The sequence below is a fragment of the Streptomyces sp. NPDC046876 genome (assembly GCF_040645035.1).
Taxonomy (GTDB): domain Bacteria; phylum Actinomycetota; class Actinomycetes; order Streptomycetales; family Streptomycetaceae; genus Streptomyces.
This window is the reverse complement of the sequence record NZ_JBEYXK010000082.1, coordinates 12556-30804: the sequence shown is the minus strand read 5'-3', so window position 1 is coordinate 30804 and position 18249 is coordinate 12556. Positions and strand designations below refer to the sequence as shown.

The 18249-nt window shown below is 73.5% G+C and carries 18 protein-coding genes; 14 read left to right on the top strand and 4 right to left on the bottom strand.

The window, feature by feature from the left end; all coding sequences use genetic code 11:
• The 6 genes from ABZ924_RS29905 to ABZ924_RS29880 all read left to right on the top strand — a co-directional run.
• A partial coding sequence (locus tag ABZ924_RS29905) for a hypothetical protein (RefSeq protein ID WP_361916491.1) occupies positions 1-229 on the top strand: 229 nt, incomplete at its 5' end.
• 222 nt (positions 230-451) lie between these two features.
• Entirely contained in the window at positions 452-1792 is a 1341-nt protein-coding gene (locus ABZ924_RS29900; protein WP_361916488.1) for a transcriptional regulator, read from the top strand.
• Between the two features lie 52 nt (positions 1793-1844).
• A complete protein-coding gene (locus tag ABZ924_RS29895; protein WP_361916485.1) occupies positions 1845-2375 on the top strand; it encodes an NUDIX domain-containing protein in 531 nt (176 codons plus the stop codon).
• 117 nt (positions 2376-2492) lie between these two features.
• A complete protein-coding gene (locus ABZ924_RS29890) occupies positions 2493-2714 on the top strand; it encodes a DUF4287 domain-containing protein (RefSeq protein WP_361916482.1) in 222 nt (73 codons plus the stop codon).
• Positions 2715-2888: 174 nt separating this feature from the next.
• Positions 2889-3347, top strand: a complete 459-nt coding sequence (locus ABZ924_RS29885; RefSeq protein WP_361916479.1) for a hypothetical protein — start codon at positions 2889-2891, stop codon at positions 3345-3347.
• 77 nt (positions 3348-3424) lie between these two features.
• Complete coding sequence (locus tag ABZ924_RS29880) at positions 3425-5659, top strand: M48 family metalloprotease (RefSeq protein WP_361916476.1); 2235 nt, start codon at positions 3425-3427, stop codon at positions 5657-5659.
• Positions 5660-5808: 149 nt separating this feature from the next.
• On the opposite strand, the gene ABZ924_RS29875 is transcribed toward ABZ924_RS29880, so the two are convergent.
• Both ABZ924_RS29875 and ABZ924_RS29870 read right to left on the bottom strand, forming a co-directional pair.
• Complete coding sequence (locus ABZ924_RS29875) at positions 5809-7242, bottom strand: acyltransferase (protein WP_361916473.1); 1434 nt, start codon at positions 7240-7242, stop codon at positions 5809-5811.
• Between the two features lie 75 nt (positions 7243-7317).
• Positions 7318-8211: a 3-hydroxybutyryl-CoA dehydrogenase gene (locus tag ABZ924_RS29870; protein WP_361916470.1), complete on the bottom strand. Its 894-nt coding sequence runs from the start codon at positions 8209-8211 to the stop codon at positions 7318-7320.
• Positions 8212-8366: 155 nt separating this feature from the next.
• Between ABZ924_RS29870 and ABZ924_RS29865 the strand changes: the two genes are divergently transcribed.
• The gene (locus tag ABZ924_RS29865) at positions 8367-9677 is read left to right on the top strand and encodes a family 10 glycosylhydrolase (RefSeq protein ID WP_361916467.1); all 1311 of its coding nucleotides are present in this window, start codon (positions 8367-8369) and stop codon (positions 9675-9677) included.
• Between the two features lie 40 nt (positions 9678-9717).
• On the opposite strand, the gene ABZ924_RS29860 is transcribed toward ABZ924_RS29865, so the two are convergent.
• Both ABZ924_RS29860 and ABZ924_RS29855 read right to left on the bottom strand, forming a co-directional pair.
• Complete coding sequence (locus ABZ924_RS29860; RefSeq protein WP_361916464.1) at positions 9718-9915, bottom strand: DUF1918 domain-containing protein; 198 nt, start codon at positions 9913-9915, stop codon at positions 9718-9720.
• A gap of 62 nt (positions 9916-9977) precedes the next feature.
• Positions 9978-11009 (bottom strand): DMT family transporter, encoded by a 1032-nt coding sequence (locus ABZ924_RS29855; RefSeq protein WP_361916461.1) that lies wholly within the window; start codon positions 11007-11009, stop codon positions 9978-9980.
• Between ABZ924_RS29855 and ABZ924_RS29850 the strand changes: the two genes are divergently transcribed.
• From ABZ924_RS29850 to ABZ924_RS29820, 7 genes are read left to right on the top strand one after another with little or no spacing between them, the layout of a single operon-like run.
• Complete coding sequence (locus tag ABZ924_RS29850) at positions 11008-12441, top strand: PLP-dependent aminotransferase family protein (protein WP_361916458.1); 1434 nt, start codon at positions 11008-11010, stop codon at positions 12439-12441. The genes ABZ924_RS29855 and ABZ924_RS29850 overlap by 2 nt on opposite strands.
• Positions 12442-12472: 31 nt before the next feature.
• Positions 12473-13060 (top strand): histidine phosphatase family protein, encoded by a 588-nt coding sequence (locus tag ABZ924_RS29845; protein ID WP_361916455.1) that lies wholly within the window; start codon positions 12473-12475, stop codon positions 13058-13060.
• 40 nt (positions 13061-13100) lie between these two features.
• Positions 13101-13862, top strand: a complete 762-nt coding sequence (locus ABZ924_RS29840) for an N-acetyltransferase (RefSeq protein ID WP_361916453.1) — start codon at positions 13101-13103, stop codon at positions 13860-13862.
• 45 nt (positions 13863-13907) lie between these two features.
• Positions 13908-14936: an N-acetyl-gamma-glutamyl-phosphate reductase gene (argC, locus tag ABZ924_RS29835; protein ID WP_361916450.1), complete on the top strand. Its 1029-nt coding sequence runs from the start codon at positions 13908-13910 to the stop codon at positions 14934-14936.
• A complete protein-coding gene (argJ, locus tag ABZ924_RS29830; RefSeq protein WP_361916447.1) occupies positions 14933-16090 on the top strand; it encodes a bifunctional glutamate N-acetyltransferase/amino-acid acetyltransferase ArgJ in 1158 nt (385 codons plus the stop codon). The genes argC and argJ overlap by 4 nt, the downstream gene beginning before the upstream one ends.
• Positions 16087-17004 (top strand): acetylglutamate kinase, encoded by a 918-nt coding sequence (gene argB / locus ABZ924_RS29825; protein WP_361916444.1) that lies wholly within the window; start codon positions 16087-16089, stop codon positions 17002-17004. The genes argJ and argB overlap by 4 nt, the downstream gene beginning before the upstream one ends.
• The gene (locus ABZ924_RS29820) at positions 17001-18245 is read left to right on the top strand and encodes an acetylornithine transaminase (protein ID WP_361916441.1); all 1245 of its coding nucleotides are present in this window, start codon (positions 17001-17003) and stop codon (positions 18243-18245) included. The genes argB and ABZ924_RS29820 overlap by 4 nt, the downstream gene beginning before the upstream one ends.
• Positions 18246-18249 lie beyond the last annotated feature (4 nt).

Genomic DNA, 18249 nt, shown 5'->3' with positions numbered 1-18249 from the left:
CGGGACCGGCGAGCGCCAGCTGGCGTTCTGGGAACGGGAACTCGCCGGCGCCCCGGAGCTGACGGCGTTCCCGTCGGACCGGCCGCGGCCGGCCGGTGGGAGGGCCCGGCGCGCGGTCCGCCCGGCTCCGGGCCGGGACCCGGCGACCAACCGGGCCCCGGCGGAGCCGAGGCGCGTCGCCCGCCCGCCGTGGAGTGTCGGGCAGACAGCGGAACGGGCGACGCGGTGACGGGTCGTCGCACTGTACGAGGGGGAGCCGACGACCCGGGCTGCCTCTCTGGCGAGGCTCTTCAGTGAACCGCCCCCACCCCCCTCCCCGGCAGGGTGCGTATCGCATTTATGCGCGTACTCACTTCACACCCCGTGTGAATCCAACGGAGTTCACCCCCGCGCGCACCGCCCACCCACTAGCCTGGGAGCGGGCCGGACCGGAGAGCCCTTGGAGGGGTCCATGCAGCCCAACGCCCTGCTCGACGCCCTCCTCGCCGAGGCGGGCATGTCCCACGCCGGACTCGCCGCGCACGTGAACCAGGCGGGCCGGTCACGCGGACTCGCGCTGCGGTACGAACACACCGCCGTCACCCGGTGGTTGAAGGGCCAGCGCCCCCGCGGCCAGGTCCCGGACCTGATCTGCGAGGTGCTCGGCAGCCGGCTGCGCCGCCCCGTCTCCCTGGACGACGTGGGGCTCGGCCTGCCCGGCCAGGCCACCGCCCCGCACGCCTCCCCGCTCAGCGGTTTCGTCGACCGGGCCGCCGCCCTGTGGCGCAGCGACGAGCAGGGCCGCTTCCCGCTGCTCACCGCGGAGGCCCTCACCGGCACCCCGGCGGTGATCCCGGTCTGGGAGTGGGAGAACCCGCCCGAGGACGCCGACGTCTCCCGGGACGGGCCCCGCCGGATCGGCCCCGAGCACATCGAGGTCCTGCGGGCGGCCCGCGCGCACTACGAGCTGATGTACCGCCGGGCCGGCGGGGTCGCCACCCGCGCCCGGATCGTCCGCTTCCTCGGCAGCGAGACCGCGCCGATGCTGCGCGGGAGTTACCCCGACGACCTGGGCCGCCTGCTGCACCGGGCCGCCGGCTCCCTGGTGGCGGTGGCGGGGATCTGCGCGTACGACTCCGACGCCCACGGCCTGGCCCAGCGCTACTTCCACCAGGCGCTGCGGCTCGCGAAGGCCAGCGGCGACCGCGGGCTCGGCGCATACGTCATCGCCCTGCTCGTCAACCAGTCCCTGCACCTGCGCGAGCACCGCCAGGCCGTGGCCTTCGCCGAGGCGGCCCTGCGCGCCGCGGGCCGGCACACCACCCCGGCCCTGGCGGCCGACCTGTACGCGATGCAGGCCAAGGCCTACGCCCAACTCGGCGACACCGCGGCCGCCTTGACCTGCATCCGGCACGCCGAGGCGGCCGCCGAGCGGATCTCGCCCGGCCTCGAGCCCGACGAGACCGGCTACGTCCAGCCCGGGCTGGTCAACGTACAGGTGGCGGAGGCGCTCCTGAGCCTGGGGGACCTGGACGCCGCCCACGAGCAGGCGGCCGCGGCCGTCGGCACGCCCGCGCACGACCGCGGCCGGGTCCACCGGCTGGCCATGCTGTGCGAGATCCAGCTGCGCCAGGGCGAGGCCGACCGGGCCGTGGCGGCCGCCGCCGAAATGGCCGAGCGGGCCAAGGGGATGGAGTCGCTGCGGCTGCGGGACCGGCTGCGGGCGGTGCGCGAGCAACTGCTGCACAGCGGCTGCTCCGGTGCGCAGGAGACCGCCCGGCTCATCGACGGGGCGCTGCGCGTTCCGCTGTGACACCTCCGCCTGCTGCCATGTTGCCACCGACGATCCGGAAGGCGGCAATACCGTGCAGTGGACGAACCTGAGTGAGCAGACCGTGTACAAGAACCGCTGGTTCGACGTGAACCTCGCCGATGTGGAACTTCCCGACGGCCGGCACCTGGACCACTTCGTGATCCGGCTGCGCCCGGTGGCGGCCGCCACGGCCGTCAACGAGGCGAACGAGGTGCTGCTGCTGTGGCGGCACCGGTTCATCACCGACAGCTGGGGCTGGGAGCTGCCCGCCGGGGTGGTGGAGGACGGCGAGGAGACCGCCGCCGCCGCGGCCCGGGAGATGGAGGAGGAGTCCGGCTGGCGGCCCGGGCCCCTCCACCACCTGATGACGGTGGAGCCGTCGAACGGCCTCACCGATGCCCGCCACCACCTGTACTGGGCGGAGGGGGCCACGTACGTCGGCGAGCCCGAGGACGGCTTCGAGTCCTCACGCAGGGAGTGGGTGCCGTTGAAACTCGTACCGGACATGATCGCCCGGGGCGAGGTCCCGGCCGCCAACATGGCGGCCGGCCTCCTGCTCCTGCACCATCTGCGCCTCGGTTAGGTCGTCTCTTTCGGATCTTGCCGGTAAGCCCGCGGCGTCTGGTGCCGTACATCGCAAGGCGGAGAGGCTTCCTATTACTGGACGGACTTGGCTGCCTCGACAACGCGGCGAGGTGCGGTGCCAGGAGGCGCCACCCCGGCCGCCAAGGGCCCCGCCAGCTACTTCCCGTCCATCGAGAAGAAGTACGGCCAGCCCCTCGCGTACTGGACGGACCTCATCCGCTCGTCCCCGCTGACGAAGCACATGGAGCTCGTGGCGTGGCTCAAGTCCGAGCACGGCCTCGGCCACGGCCACGCCAACGCCCTCGTGGCCCACACCCTCGCCACCACCTCCGAGTAGCCGTCACGACGCCGGACGTCCGAGGCCGGTCTACACGGCTCTACACGGCGGACGTAGAGGTCTTCGTCCTGGCGGACGGGAGTGCGGACAACCCCTTCCGTATCCGCCCCGCATCCCGTTGACGCTGCGGGTCGCGGCCGACCAGGCTTCGTGCATCTCGAGGGAAGGGTGGGCATGGCCGAGGTGATGACGTACGAGTCGTTGGTGCGCGACGTGGTCGCGTCCGAGGCGCCCGAGGAGTTGGAGCACCTGGGCGACGTGGCGGACATGTACGTCAGGAACCCCGCTTCCGTGGACGTCGGTCCGGGGCACGGAGACGAAGCGGCCGGCTTCGGCGCCGGAGAGCTGGTCGTGGTCCTCACCCCCCTGCTGTACGCGGTGTTGAACGACCTGGCCGCGGGCGCCGCCAAGGAGGGAGCCCTCAGCGTGTGGGGCCGCCTGCGCGCACGCCGGGCCCGCCGCCGTGCCGCGGTGCCGGCCGCTCACCCCTCCGAGCGTGTTGCCGTCTATAGTCCGGAGGAGATCCTCTGGGCGCAGGCGGACCTGACCCAGCGCCTCGTCGCCCACGGCAGGCCGGCTCGCGAGGCCGCGGCCGCGGCCGACCGCTTGGGATCCCTGCTCGGCGATCTGTGACCGCGCCCCGGCGAGCGGAGGCGGGCCCGCTGCCCGCTCCGTCTGACGCCGAGCTCGTTGGCACCACGTCCAGGTTCGTGCTCTTCTTCGGCACGCTGATGGTCTCCGCGGTCCCCTACTACCAGTGGTTCGCCGAATTCGGTTCCGGGCTCCTGCCCACCGTGAGCGACTGCGCCGCTCGGTACCCGGATCTTCCGTACCCCATGCCGGACGGGTGCGACGTGCGCGTCGCCCGGTTCGCCGTGCTGTGGGAGCTGGGTGCCGTCGGCCTGCTGTTCCTTTTGTCGACGGTGCTGTACCTCCTGTACCCGGCGTGGCGCCGCCGGCGCACGAGGGTCGCGCCCGCGACCGACCACCTCCACGTGGCGATCGGGGTCGAACTGCCAGGTCTTGCCGAGCAGATGGGGGTTCCCGTCCCCGAACTCAGGATTCGCGACCGGATCACCGCGTCCGCGGTGGCCGACGGCCGCCTCGGCCGCCATACGGTCTACGTCGACGGGGGTCTGGCGGGGCGGGTCTTCAGAACCAGACCCGCGCTCGTCCGCGCGGTGATCCGGCACGAGCTGGCCCATCTGCGCGGCGGCGAGGTGCACCTGACCCGGATGGTGGTGTCCGCCTGGTGGGTCTTCCCGTTCCTCGTGGTGCTGCCCGTGCTGCTCCAGGCGGCCGGCAAGGCGGCGCAACTGGACGGATGGTGGCTGACGTTCACCCTGCTCCACGTGCTGCCCGCTGCCGCGGCACTCCTGTTGGTCGTCTACTTGGCCGTCCGCTCGGTGATGCGTTCCCGCGAGCACCAGGCCGACCTTGCTTCGGCCGCGCACGACCGCGGTGCCCTGGTCGATGCCTTGGAAACGCTCGCCGGCAAGCCGAAGCCGACCGGCCTCCTCCGGTACTGGGCCCGGTTCCTCGCGGCAGCGAGCTGGCACCCGCCGAAGGCGCTTCGTATCGCGGTCGTCCACGACCCGGCACGGCTGTCGCGGTACGACGTGCCCGATGCCCTCATCGCCGCCTTCGCGGTCGGCCTCGCCTTCGCCGGGCTCGAGTCGACCGTGCGGCGGGTGACCGACGAGGCGTTCTGGCCGACCGCGGTCGCGGCCCTCGTGCTCGGGATCCTCTTCTGCGGCGCGCTCGCCTCGTGGGCCCTACGGGCGACCGCCCGGGCCGCCCGGTTCGGCGGGCGGCCGCCGCGGGGCCTGTGGCCGGCCCTCGCGGCGACGGCGGGGTTGCTGGCCGGCCAGGCCGCCGCCTGGGACCTGCCCACGCTCGACCTCTCCTGGGACGACGTCATGGCCGTCTCGCCGTCGCACGGGCTGCTCCTGGTGGGCGTCCTGACCGGAGGGCTGGTCCTCCTGTTCCGCGCCGCCGCCGCGGCCGCGGCGCTGTGGCGGGCCGGACGCCCCTCCGCGGGCCCGACGGGAGCGATCCTGCTGGCGCTGGTGACCGCACCGGGGTTCGCGGCCCTGCTCACGTACTGGCGCAGCCTGCACAGCAGCCAGATGTCCGTGCCGCGGCTCCTCAGCTTCGGGTACTACCAGCTGGTCCTCTTCGGAACTCCGGGCCTGCTGGCCTGCTCCGCGCTGCTGCTGGCCGCGTTCGTCGTGCTGGGCCTGTGGGCGCCGTCAACACCGTCCGCCGAGACCGCGACGGGCCCGTGGCAGCGGCCGGCCGAGCCCCGGCACGGCCGGCGCCTGGTGCTGGCCGCCGCCGTGGCGGCCGCGGTGGTCGTCCTCACGCAGCTGCCCCCGTTCCAGTCCTGGTCGGACGTGCTGCTGCCCCGGCTCCGGCCGCTCGACGAACAGCAGGTGGACCTGCAGCTCATGTCGATGCTGGTCACCGTGCAGGTCGCGGCCGCCGTGATGGCGTCGTGGGCCACCGCCGCACGGGGGTCCGCGGCGGCAGGCCTGATCGGCCTGGCCTCGGGCTGTCTGGCCGGGACGGCGGCGGTGACCGTGTATTGGGCCTGGCAACTGGTCGGCGTGCTCTTCCGGGATGAAGCGTTCGACTGGTCCTCGTTCCAGGACTTCGCGGGAGCGTTCGTCGGACAGGGCGTTGTGGCCGTCGTCCCCGCCGCCCTGGTCGGTGCCCTCGCCGGACGGCTGCCCCGACCGGTCGCGGCGCTTGCCGGTCGCCTGCCCGGCCTGGTCGCAGGGCGGCGGGTGCCGTCGACGACTTCGGCGGGCACCGGCCCCGTGGACGTGCCGGACACGCTCGCCCGCGGCACGCGGGTGTGGCCGGGGGTCGTACTGGCGCTGCTGCTGGCCCTCACCGGAGCGGTGCAGGTCGGCACCGCCCTCCCGTTCCCGCTGCAATAGCAAGGCCCACCGTCCGGTCCGCCAAGACCGGCCGGACAACAAAGAAGTCCAGGGCCGACGGCCCGGGGCTTTTGCGTGGAGCCGGTGACGGGAATCGAACCCGCGCTCTGAGCTTGGGAATCTTGGGCCCCTGACCAGGGGAAACGCGGCTAGCCGCCGTCCCGCGCGGTGGCGCCCGCCCGGGCCGGTTCCTCCCGGGCAGCCCGCGGGGCAGGAACCGGCCCGGCAGGAGCAGCCGGTGCGGCCGGTGCGGCCGGGGCGGTCGGGCGGCGGCGGGCCGCCGCCCGCTGGACACGGCGGCCGAGGTTCTGCATCGGCAGCTCGACCAGGCGGTACATCAGGTGGCTCGCCGCCAGCGCGACGGTGAAGAACAGCCCGGTCCAGACGAACTTGCCGAGCGTCGAAGACGGCAGCGGCGGCACTCCCACCAGGTGTCCGATCGTGCGCAGCAGCGGGAAGTGCAGCAGGTACAGGGAGAAGCTGATCGCGCCGAGCCAGGTCAGCACCCGCGGGAAGCGGCGCCCCCGGAGCAGGAAGCCGATCCCGAAGACGATCCAGGCGGCCAGGTACGCGAACGACCAGGACTGCCAGCCCGTGGTCCACGTGTGGTTCTCGAAGCCGCCCCGGTTGTACAGCCACCCGACCAGCGTGCCCGCGACGACCACGAACCCGATGGCGCCCAGGGACGGGGTGCTGCCCCGCCGGGCGTGCTGCGCCCGGTACACCGCCGTCCCGGCGAACATGGTCGCGAAGATCGTCCAGGTCTCGAACCAGGGCGCCCTGCTGTTCAGCGTGACCAGCACCAGGCCGAGCCCGCCGAGCAGCACGGCGCCCGCCCTGGTCGGCCCCGGCCGTCCGCTGAGCACACCGGCGAAGCCCGCGAGCGCGACCGGGGTGACGATCAGCAGCAGCGGCCGCACCGAGCCGGGGTCGGGCGTCAGGAGGTGCTCCCCGACGGCCGTGCCGACCGTCAGGGCGAGGGCGGCGCAGCCGACCGCGAGGGGGGCGCTGTGCCGGTGCAGGCCGCGGGTGAACAGGGCGGTGACGAAGAAGTAGAAGACCATCTCGTAGCAGAGCGTCCAGGTGACGTTCATGCCGTTGGGGATGCCCAGGAAGTCCGGGAGCAGCAGGCCGTTGGCTATCAGTGAGGTCAGGTCGTCGCCGGTGCGCAGGAGGCGGACCGAGCCGTCGCCGTCCGGCAGCATCATGATCGAGACGGCCAGGGTGACGATCAGGGCCGGGTGGATCCGGAAGATCCGCCCGATCCAGAACCCCCGGACGTCGCCGCGGCGCTCGAGCGAGGCCGGGATGATGTAGCCGCTGACGATGAAGAACAGCATGACCCCGAAGAGGCCCATGTCGAAGTTGCGCCGTATGAACTCCCCGTGCGGCAGCATCCTCAGCACGCCGAAGTGCTGCATCACCACGACCAGGGCGGCGAGGCCGCGCAGCGCGTCGAGCCAGCCGAGCCGGGAGCCCGGCGCGGCGGTCGGGGCCGGGGGCACGGCCGGGTCGGGGGCCGGAGGGACGTCCGGGGCACCGGTGGACGAGGGCGGAGCGGAGGGGGGCATTCCGTTCTTCACGGAGGGACCCTAGCCGCACCTCGGCCGCCTCCAGGGCGACCGAGGTCCTTCTCACATCACAGCCGGGCCGGCCGCTCAGCCGTACGGGTAGAAGCCCGAGCCGGTCTTGCGGCCGAGGCGGCCCGCGTCGACCATCCGCTGGAGCAGCGGGGGAGCGGCGTACAGCGGCTCCTTGAACTCCGCGTACATCGAGTCGGCGATCGAGGCGATCGTGTCGAGGCCGATGAGGTCGGAGAGCTTCAGCGGGCCCATGGGGTGGGCGCAGCCGAACTCCATGCCGTTGTCGATGTCCTCGCGGCTCGCGATGCCGGACTCGAACATCCGGATCGCGGAGAGCAGGTAGGGGACGAGGAGGGCGTTGACCACGAAGCCCGACCGGTCCTGGGCGCGGATCGCGTGCTTGCCGAGCACGTTCTGCACCAAGGCCTCGGACCGCTTGATGGTCTCCTCGCCCGTGGTCAGTGCCGGGATCAGCTCGACGAGCTTCTGCACCGGGGCCGGGTTGAAGAAGTGGATGCCGATGACCTGGTCGGGCCGCGAGGTCGCGACGGCCAGCTTGACCAGCGGGATCGAAGAGGTGTTCGAGGCGAGGATCGCGTCGGGGCGGGTGATCACCTGGTCCAGGACCTGGAAGATCTCCGTCTTGACCTGCTCGTTCTCGACGACCGCCTCGATGACGAGGTCGCGGTCGGCGAACTCGCCGAGATCGGTGGTGAAGGTGAGCCGGGCCAGGGTGGCGTCCCGCTCCTCCTCGCTGATCTTGCCGCGCTCGGCGGCCTTGGTCAGGGAGTTGTGCAGCCGCGTCCGCCCGATCTCCAGAGCCTCGCCGGTGGTCTCGGCGACCTTCACCTCAAGACCGCTGCGGGCGCACACCTCGGCGATGCCCGCACCCATCTGGCCACAGCCCACTACGCCGACTCGGGTGATGTCGGAAGGGAGGTCAGTCACTTCGTGCCTTTCGCTGCTCATCCGTTGGCGGGTCCCCCGTTTGGAGCAGTGGTAACTGCGTTCCGGCGCCCGCCACGCCCCACGACGTTACCCCCGACCCTGGCGTTGATGCGGGGCCGGGGCGGGCATGCTGACCCCACGCACCGCAATGTCACGCTACGGAACGGAGCCGTCACATGGCGCACATCGGACGACGGGGCCTACTGGCCGGAGCCGCGGGGGCGCTGGCCGCCACGGCCGCGGGCCCGGCGGGTGCGACGGGGGCAACTGGGGCGGCGCGCGGGACGGGTGCGACGGGGGCGGTGGATCCGGCCCGGGCGGAGGGGCGGCGGCCGGGCCGCGGGCGCAAGGCCGCCGGCGCCGCCGAGTTCCGCGGCATGTGGATCGCCACGGTGGGGAACACCGACTGGCCCTCCGAGACCGGCCTGGACCCCGGCGAGCAGCGCGCCGAGCTGCTCGCCCTCCTCGACGCCGCCGTGCAGCGCCGGCTCAACGCCGTGGTCCTCCAGGTCCGGCCGACCGCCGACGCGATGTGGCCCGGCGCCCGCGAGCCCTGGTCGCAGTGGCTGACGGGGGAGCAGGGCCGGGACCCCGGCTGGGACCCGCTCGGTACCGCGGTCGCCGAAGCCCGCGCCCGGGGGCTGGAACTGCACGCCTGGTTCAACCCGTACCGGATCGCCAACGACCACGGCGATCCCATGGCGCTCGCGCCCTCGCACCCGGCCCGGCGCAACCCCGGCTGGACGGTCGCCTACGGCGGCAAGCTGTACTACAACCCGGGGCTGCCGGAGGTGCGGGCGTTCGTGCAGGAGGCCATGCTCGACGCGGTCTCCCGCTACGCGGTGGACGGGGTGCACTGGGACGACTACTTCTACCCGTACCCCGTCGAGGGCGAGGAGTTCGACGACGACGAGGCCTTCGAGCGCCACGGCGCCGGTTTCGCCTCGCGCGCCGACTGGCGCCGGTACAACACCGACACCCTGGTCCGCGAGATGTCCGCCCGCGTGCGGCAGGTCCGGCCGGCGGCCCGGTTCGGCATCAGCCCCTTCGCGGTCTGGCGCAACAAGGACCGCGATCCGCTCGGCTCGGACACGCGGGCCGGCGTGGGCACGTACGACGACCTGTACGCCGATACGCGCACATGGGTGAAGGAGGGCTGGATCGACTACGTCGTGCCGCAGGCGTACTGGCACATCGGCCATCCGGCCGCCGACTACGCGAAGGTCGTCCCCTGGTGGGCGCAGACGGTGGCGGGCACCGGCGTGGACCTGTACGTGGGGGAGGCGCTGTACCGGTGCGACCGCAACAGCCCCGAGCCGGCCTGGCGCGACCCGGCCGAGCTGTCCCGGCACGTGGCCTTCGCCCGCGGATGCGCCGAGGTCCGCGGCCACGTCTACTTCTCGGCGAAGCAGGTGGCCGCGGACCCCAACGGAGCAATGGCCCGGGTGGTTGCCGACCATTACCCGACGGCGTTGCCGCCGCGGTGACGTGATGGCCGCGCGGTGAAGCGGTGGATGAAGCGATGAGTCAGTGGCCGGGCTCCGCCGGGTGCCTCACCACGCAGTCGGGGCCCGGAGACATGACTGCCTCGTGGCCGTCCGAGAAACGGACCCGGTAGGGAGGGGTGCCGTTCTCGCCCAGTACCTGAGTGATCTCGCCGACCTTGTCGTGCTGCCCCACGACTCTGCCGTGCTGCACCAGCTGGTCGCCCTCGGTTGCGTGCATGTGTGGACCTCCTCGGAGGCGGTCTGGATCCGGTGACAGCAGTTTACGGCGATTCGTCCGGATTAAGCCCGCTGTGTGATGGCGATGCAGATCAGCACGCCACAGGCGGCCAGCGGGGCGGCCGGTGTCAGGTGCTCGCCCAGCAGCCCCACCGACCACACGAGCGTCAGCAGCGGTTGCGCGAGCTGGAGCTGGCTGGCGCGCGGGGCGCCGATCTCCGCCATGCCCCGGTACCAGACGTACAGGCCGAGGAACGACGAGCCCGCCGCCGCCCACACCAGGCCGGCGATGCCCTGCCCGGTCAGCTGCACCGGCTCGTACGCGAGCCCCACCGCTGAACCGGCCAGGCCCAGCGGCAGGCACAGCACCAGCGCCCAGCCGATGACCTGCCAGCCGGGCAGCGTACGGGCGAGCCGCCCGCCCTCGGTGTACCCGGCCGCGCAGACCAGCAGGGCCCCGAAGAGGTAGAGGTCGCCGAGCGACAGGGCGCCGCCGCTCTGCGCCAGCGTGAAGCCGAGGACGACGGCCGCGCCGGCCACGGCGGCGCACCAGAACCGGCGCGAGGGCCGGACCCCGGTGCGCAGCGCGGAGACGGCGGCGGTGGTGAGCGGCAGCAGGCCGACCACGACGGCGGCGTGCGAGGTGGTGGAAGTGGTCAGCGCCAGGGTGGTGAGCAGCGGGAAGCCGACGACCACGCCGAGGGCCACCACGGCCAGGCCCGCCCAGTGCTCGCGGGCCGGCAGCGCGACGTGTCCGGCGAGCAGGAAGGCACCCGCGATCAGGGCGGCGAGCACACTGCGCACGGCGACGAACGACCAGGGGCCGAAGCTGTGCAGGCCCCAGGCGGTGGAGGGGAAGGTCAGCGAGAACGCGACGACGCCGGCGAAGGCGAGCGCGGTGCCGCCGCCGAGGGCGCTGCCGATGCGGCCGCGGCCGGCGGAGCACGCGGCTCCGGCTCCGGCGTCGACGGAGCCCGCCGCTCCGGCGTCGGCGGGCCGTTCGGTCCCCACGTCGGCCGGGAGGGCGGTTCCGGCGCCCTCACCGGGGGCGACCGCTATCGTGGTGGATCCGGTAGCGCTATTCTGTGCTGTCATGCAAGAGCGTAGCAGTGTCGCGGAACTGGCGGCTTCGCTGAGGTCGGAACTGAACCGCTACTCCATCGGTGGAAAGCTGCCGTCGAGCCGGGCCCTCGTCGAGCGCTACCGGGTCAGCCCCGTCACCGTCTCCCGCGCCCTGGCCCAGCTCGCCGCCGAGGGCCTCGTGGTCACCCGGCCCGGCGCCGGCGCGTACCGGGCCCGCCCGCGCACCGCGGAGGCCGTGCCCGGCGACACCTCCTGGCAGGAGGTCGCCCTCAGCGCGGAGGGCGCCGGCGAGGTGGTGCCCCGCTCCGTGGACGCCTCCGGGGTGCTGCAGTCCCTCGCCGCCCCGCCGCCCGGCGTCATCGAGCTCAACGGCGGCTACCTGCACCCCTCGCTCCAGCCCGAGCGGGCCATGGCCGCTGCCCTGGCCCGGGCCGGCCGGCGCCCCGGGGCCTGGGGCCGGCCGCCCATGGAGGGCCTGACCGAGCTGCGCGACTGGTTCGCCCGCGAGATCGGCGGCTCCGTCACCGCCGCCGACGTGCTGGTCGCCGCGGGCGGGCAGAGCGCCCTGACCACCGCCCTGCGCGCCCTGGCCCCGCCCGGGGCGCCGGTCCTGGTCGAGTCCCCGACCTACCCCGGGCTGCTGGCCATCGCCCGCGCCTCCGGCTGCCGGCCCGTGCCGGTCCCGGTTGACGCCGAGGGGGTCCGGCCGGAGCTGCTGGCCGCCGCCTTCGACGCCACCGGCGCGCGGGTGTTCGTATGCCAGCCGCTGTTCCAGAACCCGACCGGCGCCGTCCTCGCCCCGGCCCGGCGGACCGAGGTGCTGCGGATCGCGCGCGCCGCCGGTGCCTTCGTCATCGAGGACGACTACGCCCGCGCCCTCGCCCACGAGGACGCCGGGCCACTGCCCGCGACCCTGGCCGCCGAGGACCACGACGGGGTCGTCGTGCACGTCCGCTCCCTGACCAAGGCCACCTCGCCCAGCCTGCGCGTGGGCGCGCTCGCCGCCCGCGGCCCGGTCCTCGACCGGCTGCGCGCCATCCAGGTCGTCGACAGCTTCTTCGTGCCCCGCCCGCTGCAGGAGGCCGCGCTCGAACTGGTCGGCGCCCCCGCCTGGCCGCGCCACCTGCGCACCGTCGCCGCAGAACTGCGCCACCGCCGCGACGTGCTGGCCGGCGCCCTGCGCCGCGGCCTGCCGGCCCTGCGGCTGCCCCATCTGCCCAGCGGTGGCTACCAGCTGTGGGTGCAACTGGCCGACGGGGCCGACGACACCGACTTCACCGCGGCCGCCCTGCGCTCCGGCGTCGCGGTCGCCCCGGGCCGCCCGTACTTCTGCGCCGAGCCGCCGGCCGCGTACGTGCGCATCGGCTTCGCCGGGGTCTCCGGCGCGGTGGAGCTCGGCGAGGCCGTCCAGCGGCTGCGCAGCGGACTCGGTCCGCACGCTTGACCCCGTGCGGCATGCGGCCCACCATCGCCGCATGAACGTTCGGGTTTCGCTCGTCGCCGCAGCCCGTGGATGCTCCCTGCTCGCCGAGCGCTTCGACGACGACCGCCCGCCGGCCCCGGCCGGCTGGCGCGCCCTGGAGTCCGCGGCGCACGGCCTCGTCCCCCTGGGCGCCGCCGCACTGCGCTACTGCTCGCCCGGCCCGCGCAGCCGGGCCACCGGCCGGGCCCTCGGCTACGCCCCGCTCGCCCAGCCCGCGCTGCGCGAGTGCGACATGGGCCGCTGGCGGGGCCTGACCCTGGCCGAGGTGGCGGCCCGCGAACCGCGGGCGGTCGAGCTCTGGCTCGCCGACCCGCTCGCCACCCCGCACGGCGGTGAATCCCTCCTCGCCTTCATCGCCCGCATCGGCGGCTGGCTCGACACCCGGCCCGCGGACGACGGCGGCGCCATCGTCGCCGTCGCCGAGCCCTCGGTCATCCGGGCGGCCCTGGTGTACGCCCTGCAGGCCGCCCCCCAGACGTACTGGAACGTCGACGTCCGTCCGCTGTCCACGGTCACCCTGACCGGCTGGTCGGGCCGCTGGCACCTCTCCCTCCAGGCCCCGGCCCAGAGTCCGCCCTAAACCGCTGGAGCGCGCCCCTCCACCGCCCTAACCTGCGGTCATGACCGCACTGAAGATCACCACCATCGCGCAGCGCCCCGAACTCGCCGGCCGCCTGTGGGACATGGCCGACTCCTGGCCCGCCTTCTCCCAGCACGACTCGCTGGCCTGGCTGCTCTACCCCCGGATGGTCGCCGAGCTGCCGGAGTACGTCCTGATCGCCACCGAGGGCGACACCGTGGTGGCCCGCGGCTTCAGCGTCCCCTTCGCCCAGCACGCGCCCGGCCGGGACGGGGTGCTGCCCGCCCGCGGCTGGGACCAGGTCCTGATGTGGGCCTTCTCCGACCTGCGGCGCGGCATCGCGCCCGACACGGTCAGCGCGATCGAGATCAGCGTCGACACCGCCCGCCAGGGCGAGGGCCTGTCCGGGCTGATGCTGGCCGCGATGCGGGACAACGCCCGGGAGCGCGGCTTCGCCGAGGTCGTCGCCCCGGTCCGCCCCAGCGGCAAGCCGGCCGAGCCGGACACCCCGATCCAGGAGTACGCGTACCGCACCCGCGAGGACGGCCTGCCGCACGACCCCTGGCTGCGGGTCCACGTCCGCGCGGGCGGGGTGATCGACTCGGTGGCCCCGCTGTCGATGACGATCACCGGCTCGCTCGCCGACTGGCGCGGCTGGACGGGCCTGCCCTTCGACACCGCGGGCCCGGTACACGTCCCCGGCGCGCTGACCCCGGTCCACTGCGACCCCGAGCAGGGCTATGCGGCGTACGTCGAGCCGAACGTATGGGTACGGCACCCCATCACCCAACCGATTGCATAAAACTGCGGCGATACGTATAGTCATGCCATCGAAGAGGAGGGTCCGATGGTGGTACGTGTAGCGGTGGCCGGAGCGAGCGGATACGCAGGCGGAGAACTCCTGCGCCTGCTCCTGGCCCACCCCGAAGTGGAGATCGGCGCGCTGACCGGGCACTCCAACGCCGGACAGCTCCTCGGCTCCCTCCAGCCGCACCTCCTGCCGCTCGCCGGCCGGACCCTGGAGGCGACGACGCCCGAGGCCCTCGCCGGCCACGACGTCGTCTTCCTCGCCCTGCCCCACGGGCAGTCCGCGGCCGTCGCCGCCGAGCTCGGCGACGAGGTCCTCGTCGTCGACATGGGCGCCGACCACCGGCTGAAGGACTCCGCCGACTGGGACGCGTTCTACGGAGCCCCCCACGCCGGCACCTGGCCCTACGGGCTGCCCGAGCTGCCCGGAGGCCGCGCCGCGCTGGAGGGGTCCAAGCGCATCGCGGTCCCCGGGTGCTTCCCCACCGCGGTCTCGCTCGCGCTCTACCCGGCGTACGCGGCCCGGCTCGCCGAGCCCGAGGCCGTCATCGTCGCCGCCACCGGCACCTCCGGCGCCGGCAAGGCCCTCAAGCCGCACCTGCTCGGCTCCGAGGTCATGGGCAACGTGAGCCCGTACGGGGTGGGCGGCGTGCACCGGCACACCCCCGAGATGGTCCAGAACCTCTCCCCGATCGCCGGGCAGCGCGTCTGCGTCTCCTTCACCCCGACCCTGGTTCCCATGCCGCGCGGCATCCTCGCCACCTGCTCGGCCAAGGCTCTGCCCGGCACCACCGCGGAGGCGGTGCGCGCCGCGTACGAAAAGGCGTACGCGGAGGAGCCGTTCGTCCACGTCCTGCCCGAGGGCCAGTGGCCCGCGACCGCCTCCGTCCACGGTTCCAACGCCGTTCAGATCCAGGTCGCCCACGACGAGGCGGCGCAGCGGATCATCGCGATCAGCGCCATCGACAACCTCACCAAGGGCACCGCCGGTGGCGCGGTGCAGAGCATGAACATCGCCCTGGGTCTCCCCGAGACCCTCGGGCTTTCCTCGATCGGAGTCGCACCGTGAGCGTCACGGCAGCACAGGGGTTCACCGCGGCGGGCATCGCCGCGGGAATCAAGGACAACGGCAACCCGGACCTGGCCCTCGTGGTCAACAACGGGCCCAGCCTGGCCGCAGCGGGCGTCTTCACCTCCAACCGCGTCAAGGCCGCCCCCGTCCTGTGGTCCGAGCAGGTCCTGCGCGGCGGCGCCGTGAGCGCGGTCGTCCTCAACTCCGGCGGCGCCAACGCCTGCACCGGCCCCCGCGGGTTCCAGGACACCCACGCCACCGCCGAGAAGGTCGCCGAGGCCCTCGGCGGCGAGCACAACGCCGGCGAGGTCGCCGTCGCCTCCACCGGCCTGATCGGCGTCCTGCTCCCCATGGACAAGCTGCTGCCCGGCGTCGACACCGCCGTCGCCGCGCTCAGCGAGGACGGCGGCGAGGCCGCCGCCATCGCCATCAAGACCACCGACACCGTCCACAAGACCGCCGCGGTCAGCCAGGACGGCTGGACCGTCGGCGGCATGGCCAAGGGCGCCGGCATGCTCGCCCCCGGCCTCGCCACCATGCTCGTCGTCCTCACCACCGACGCCGACCTCGACAGCGCCACCCTCGACAAGGCGCTGCGCTCCGCCACCCGCACCACCTTCGACCGCGTCGACTCCGACGGCTGCATGTCCACCAACGACACCGTGCTGCTGCTCGCCTCCGGTGCGTCGGGCCTGGTCCCGGCGTACGAGGCCTTCGCCGAGGCCGTCCGCACCGTCTGCGACGACCTCGCCCGGCAGCTGATCGGCGACGCCGAGGGCTCCACCAAGGACATCCGCATCGAGGTCATCGGCGCGGCCACCGAGCAGGACGCGGTCGAGGTCGGCCGGTCCATCGCCCGCAACAACCTCCTCAAGTGCGCGATCCACGGCGAGGACCCCAACTGGGGCCGGGTGCTCTCCGCCATCGGCACCACCCGGGCCGCCTTCGACCCGGACCGGCTCAACGTCGCGATCAACGGCGTCTGGGTCTGCAAGAACGGCGCCGTCGGCGAGGACCGCGACCTGGTCTCCATGAAGGACCGCGAGGTCCGCATCACCGCCGACCTGGTCAGCGGCACCGAATCCGCCGTGATCTGGGCCAACGACCTCACCGCCGAATACGTCCACGAGAACAGCGCGTACGCGTCATGAGCGACCACGTCCCCGCCCGCAAGCACACCGCCCTGCCCAAGGCGCAGATCCTCATCGAGGCGCTGCCCTGGCTCACGCGGCACAACGGCAAGACCGTCGTCATCAAGTTCGGCGGCAACGCCATGGTCGACGACGCCCTCAAGGCCGCGTTCGCCCAGGACGTCGTCTTCCTGCGCCAGGCCGGCCTCAAGCCGGTCGTGGTCCACGGCGGCGGTCCCCAGATCAACGCCCAGCTCGACAAGCACGGCCTGGTCAGCGAGTTCAAGGCCGGCCTGCGGGTCACCACCCCGGAGGCCATGGACGTCGTCCGCATGGTCCTGGCGGGCCAGGTCCAGCGCGAGCTGGTCGGCCTGCTCAACCAGCACGGGCCGCTCGCCGTCGGCCTGACCGGCGAGGACGCCCACACCATCACCGCCACCAAGCACACCCCGCAGATCGACGGCGAGCTCGTCGACATCGGCCGGGTGGGCGAGATCACCGCCATCGACACCGGGGCCATCGAGGCCCTGCTGGCGGACGGCCGGATCCCGGTCATCTCCTCCATCGCCCGCAGCGCCGACGACGGACACGTCTACAACGTCAACGCCGACACCGCCGCGGCGGCGCTGGCCGCCGCCCTCGGCGCCGAGACGCTGATGGTCCTCACCGACGTCGAGGGCCTGTACGCGGACTGGCCGAACAGCGACGAGGTCATCAGCCGCCTCACGGTCAGCGAGCTGGAGAAGCTGCTGCCCGACCTGTCCAGCGGCATGGTGCCCAAGATGCAGGGCTGCCTGCACGCCGTCCGCGGCGGCGTCAGCACCGCCCGCGTGATCGACGGGCGCGTCCCGCACTCGATCCTGCTGGAGATCTTCACGGACGAGGGCATCGGCACGATGGTCGTGCCCGACGCACAGGGAGGGGAACAGCAGTGACAGACACCGACAGCACCACGCACCACACTGGCGACACCGGCAACACCGGCAACGAGACGTACGCCGCCCGCTGGCAGGGCGCACTGACCAACAACTACGGCACGCCCGCAGTGGCCCTCGTACGCGGCGAAGGCGCCCGGGTCTGGGACGCCGACGGCAAGCAGTACACCGACTTCGTCGGCGGCATCGCCGTCAACGCCCTCGGCCACGCCCACCCCGCGATCGTCGCCGCCGTGACCGGCCAGATCTCCACCCTCGGCCACGTCTCCAACCTCTACGCCTCCGAGCCCGTCCTCGCGCTCGGCGAGCGGCTGCTGCAGCTCTTCGGCCGCCCCGGCCGGATTTTCTTCTGCAACTCCGGAGCCGAGGCCATCGAAGCCGCCTTCAAGATCGGCCGGCTGACCGGGCGGACCCACATGGTCGCCACCGACGGCGGCTTCCACGGCCGCACCATGGGCGCCCTCGCCCTCACCGGCCAGCCCAAGAAGCAGGGACCCTTCCTCCCGCTGCCCGGCGACGTCACGCACGTCCCGTACGGTGACGTCGACGCCCTGCGCGCCGCCGTCACCGAGGAGACCGCCCTCGTCGTCATCGAGCCGGTCCAGGGCGAGAACGGCGTCGTCGTCCCGCCCGCCGGCTACCTCAAGGCCGCCCGCGAGATCACCCGGGCCACCGGCACCCTCCTCGTCCTGGACGAGGTCCAGACCGGCATCGGGCGGTGCGGCCACTGGTTCGAGCACCAGGCCCACGAGGGCGTCGACCCCGACCTCGTCACGCTCGCGAAGGGCCTCGGCGGCGGCCTGCCGATCGGCGCCGTGGCCGCCTTCGGCCCCGCCGCCGACCTCCTCCAGCCCGGCCAGCACGGCACCACCTTCGGCGGCAACCCCGTCGCCTGCGCCGCCGGACTCGCCGTCATCGACACCATCGCCGCCGACGGCCTGCTCGACCGGGTCAAGGAGCGCGGCGAGCGGCTGCGCTCCGGAATCGAGGCCACCGGGCACCCTCTGGTCTCCCATGTCCGTGGGGAGGGCCTTCTCCTGGGTATCGTGCTGACCGGGCCGTACGCACCGCAGGTGCAGCAGGCGGCCCAGGACGCCGGCTTCCTGGTCAACGCGCCCGCCCCCGACGTCGTACGGCTCATGCCCCCGTACGTGCTCACCGAGGCCGAGGCGGACGCGTTCGTCCAGGCACTGCCCGGCATCCTCGACGCAGCCAACGGGGACGGACGAACCGGGGAATGAGAAG

Bases quoted from the DNA above. Each gene is read 5' to 3' on its own strand.
- ABZ924_RS29865 (WP_361916467.1), top strand. From the start codon at position 8,367: ATGGCGCACATCGGACGACGGGGCCTACTGGCCGGAGCCGCGGGGGCG.
- ABZ924_RS29900 (WP_361916488.1), top strand. From the start codon at position 452: ATGCAGCCCAACGCCCTGCTCGACGCCCTCCTCGCCGAGGCGGGCATG.
- ABZ924_RS29845 (WP_361916455.1), top strand. From the start codon at position 12,473: ATGAACGTTCGGGTTTCGCTCGTCGCCGCAGCCCGTGGATGCTCCCTG.
- argC (WP_361916450.1), top strand. From the start codon at position 13,908: ATGGTGGTACGTGTAGCGGTGGCCGGAGCGAGCGGATACGCAGGCGGA.
- ABZ924_RS29870 (WP_361916470.1), bottom strand. From the start codon at position 8,211: ATGAGCAGCGAAAGGCACGAAGTGACTGACCTCCCTTCCGACATCACC.
- ABZ924_RS29840 (WP_361916453.1), top strand. From the start codon at position 13,101: ATGACCGCACTGAAGATCACCACCATCGCGCAGCGCCCCGAACTCGCC.
- ABZ924_RS29850 (WP_361916458.1), top strand. From the start codon at position 11,008: ATGCAAGAGCGTAGCAGTGTCGCGGAACTGGCGGCTTCGCTGAGGTCG.
- ABZ924_RS29860 (WP_361916464.1), bottom strand. From the start codon at position 9,915: ATGCACGCAACCGAGGGCGACCAGCTGGTGCAGCACGGCAGAGTCGTG.
- ABZ924_RS29855 (WP_361916461.1), bottom strand. From the start codon at position 11,009: ATGACAGCACAGAATAGCGCTACCGGATCCACCACGATAGCGGTCGCC.
- argB (WP_361916444.1), top strand. From the start codon at position 16,087: ATGAGCGACCACGTCCCCGCCCGCAAGCACACCGCCCTGCCCAAGGCG.
- ABZ924_RS29885 (WP_361916479.1), top strand. From the start codon at position 2,889: ATGGCCGAGGTGATGACGTACGAGTCGTTGGTGCGCGACGTGGTCGCG.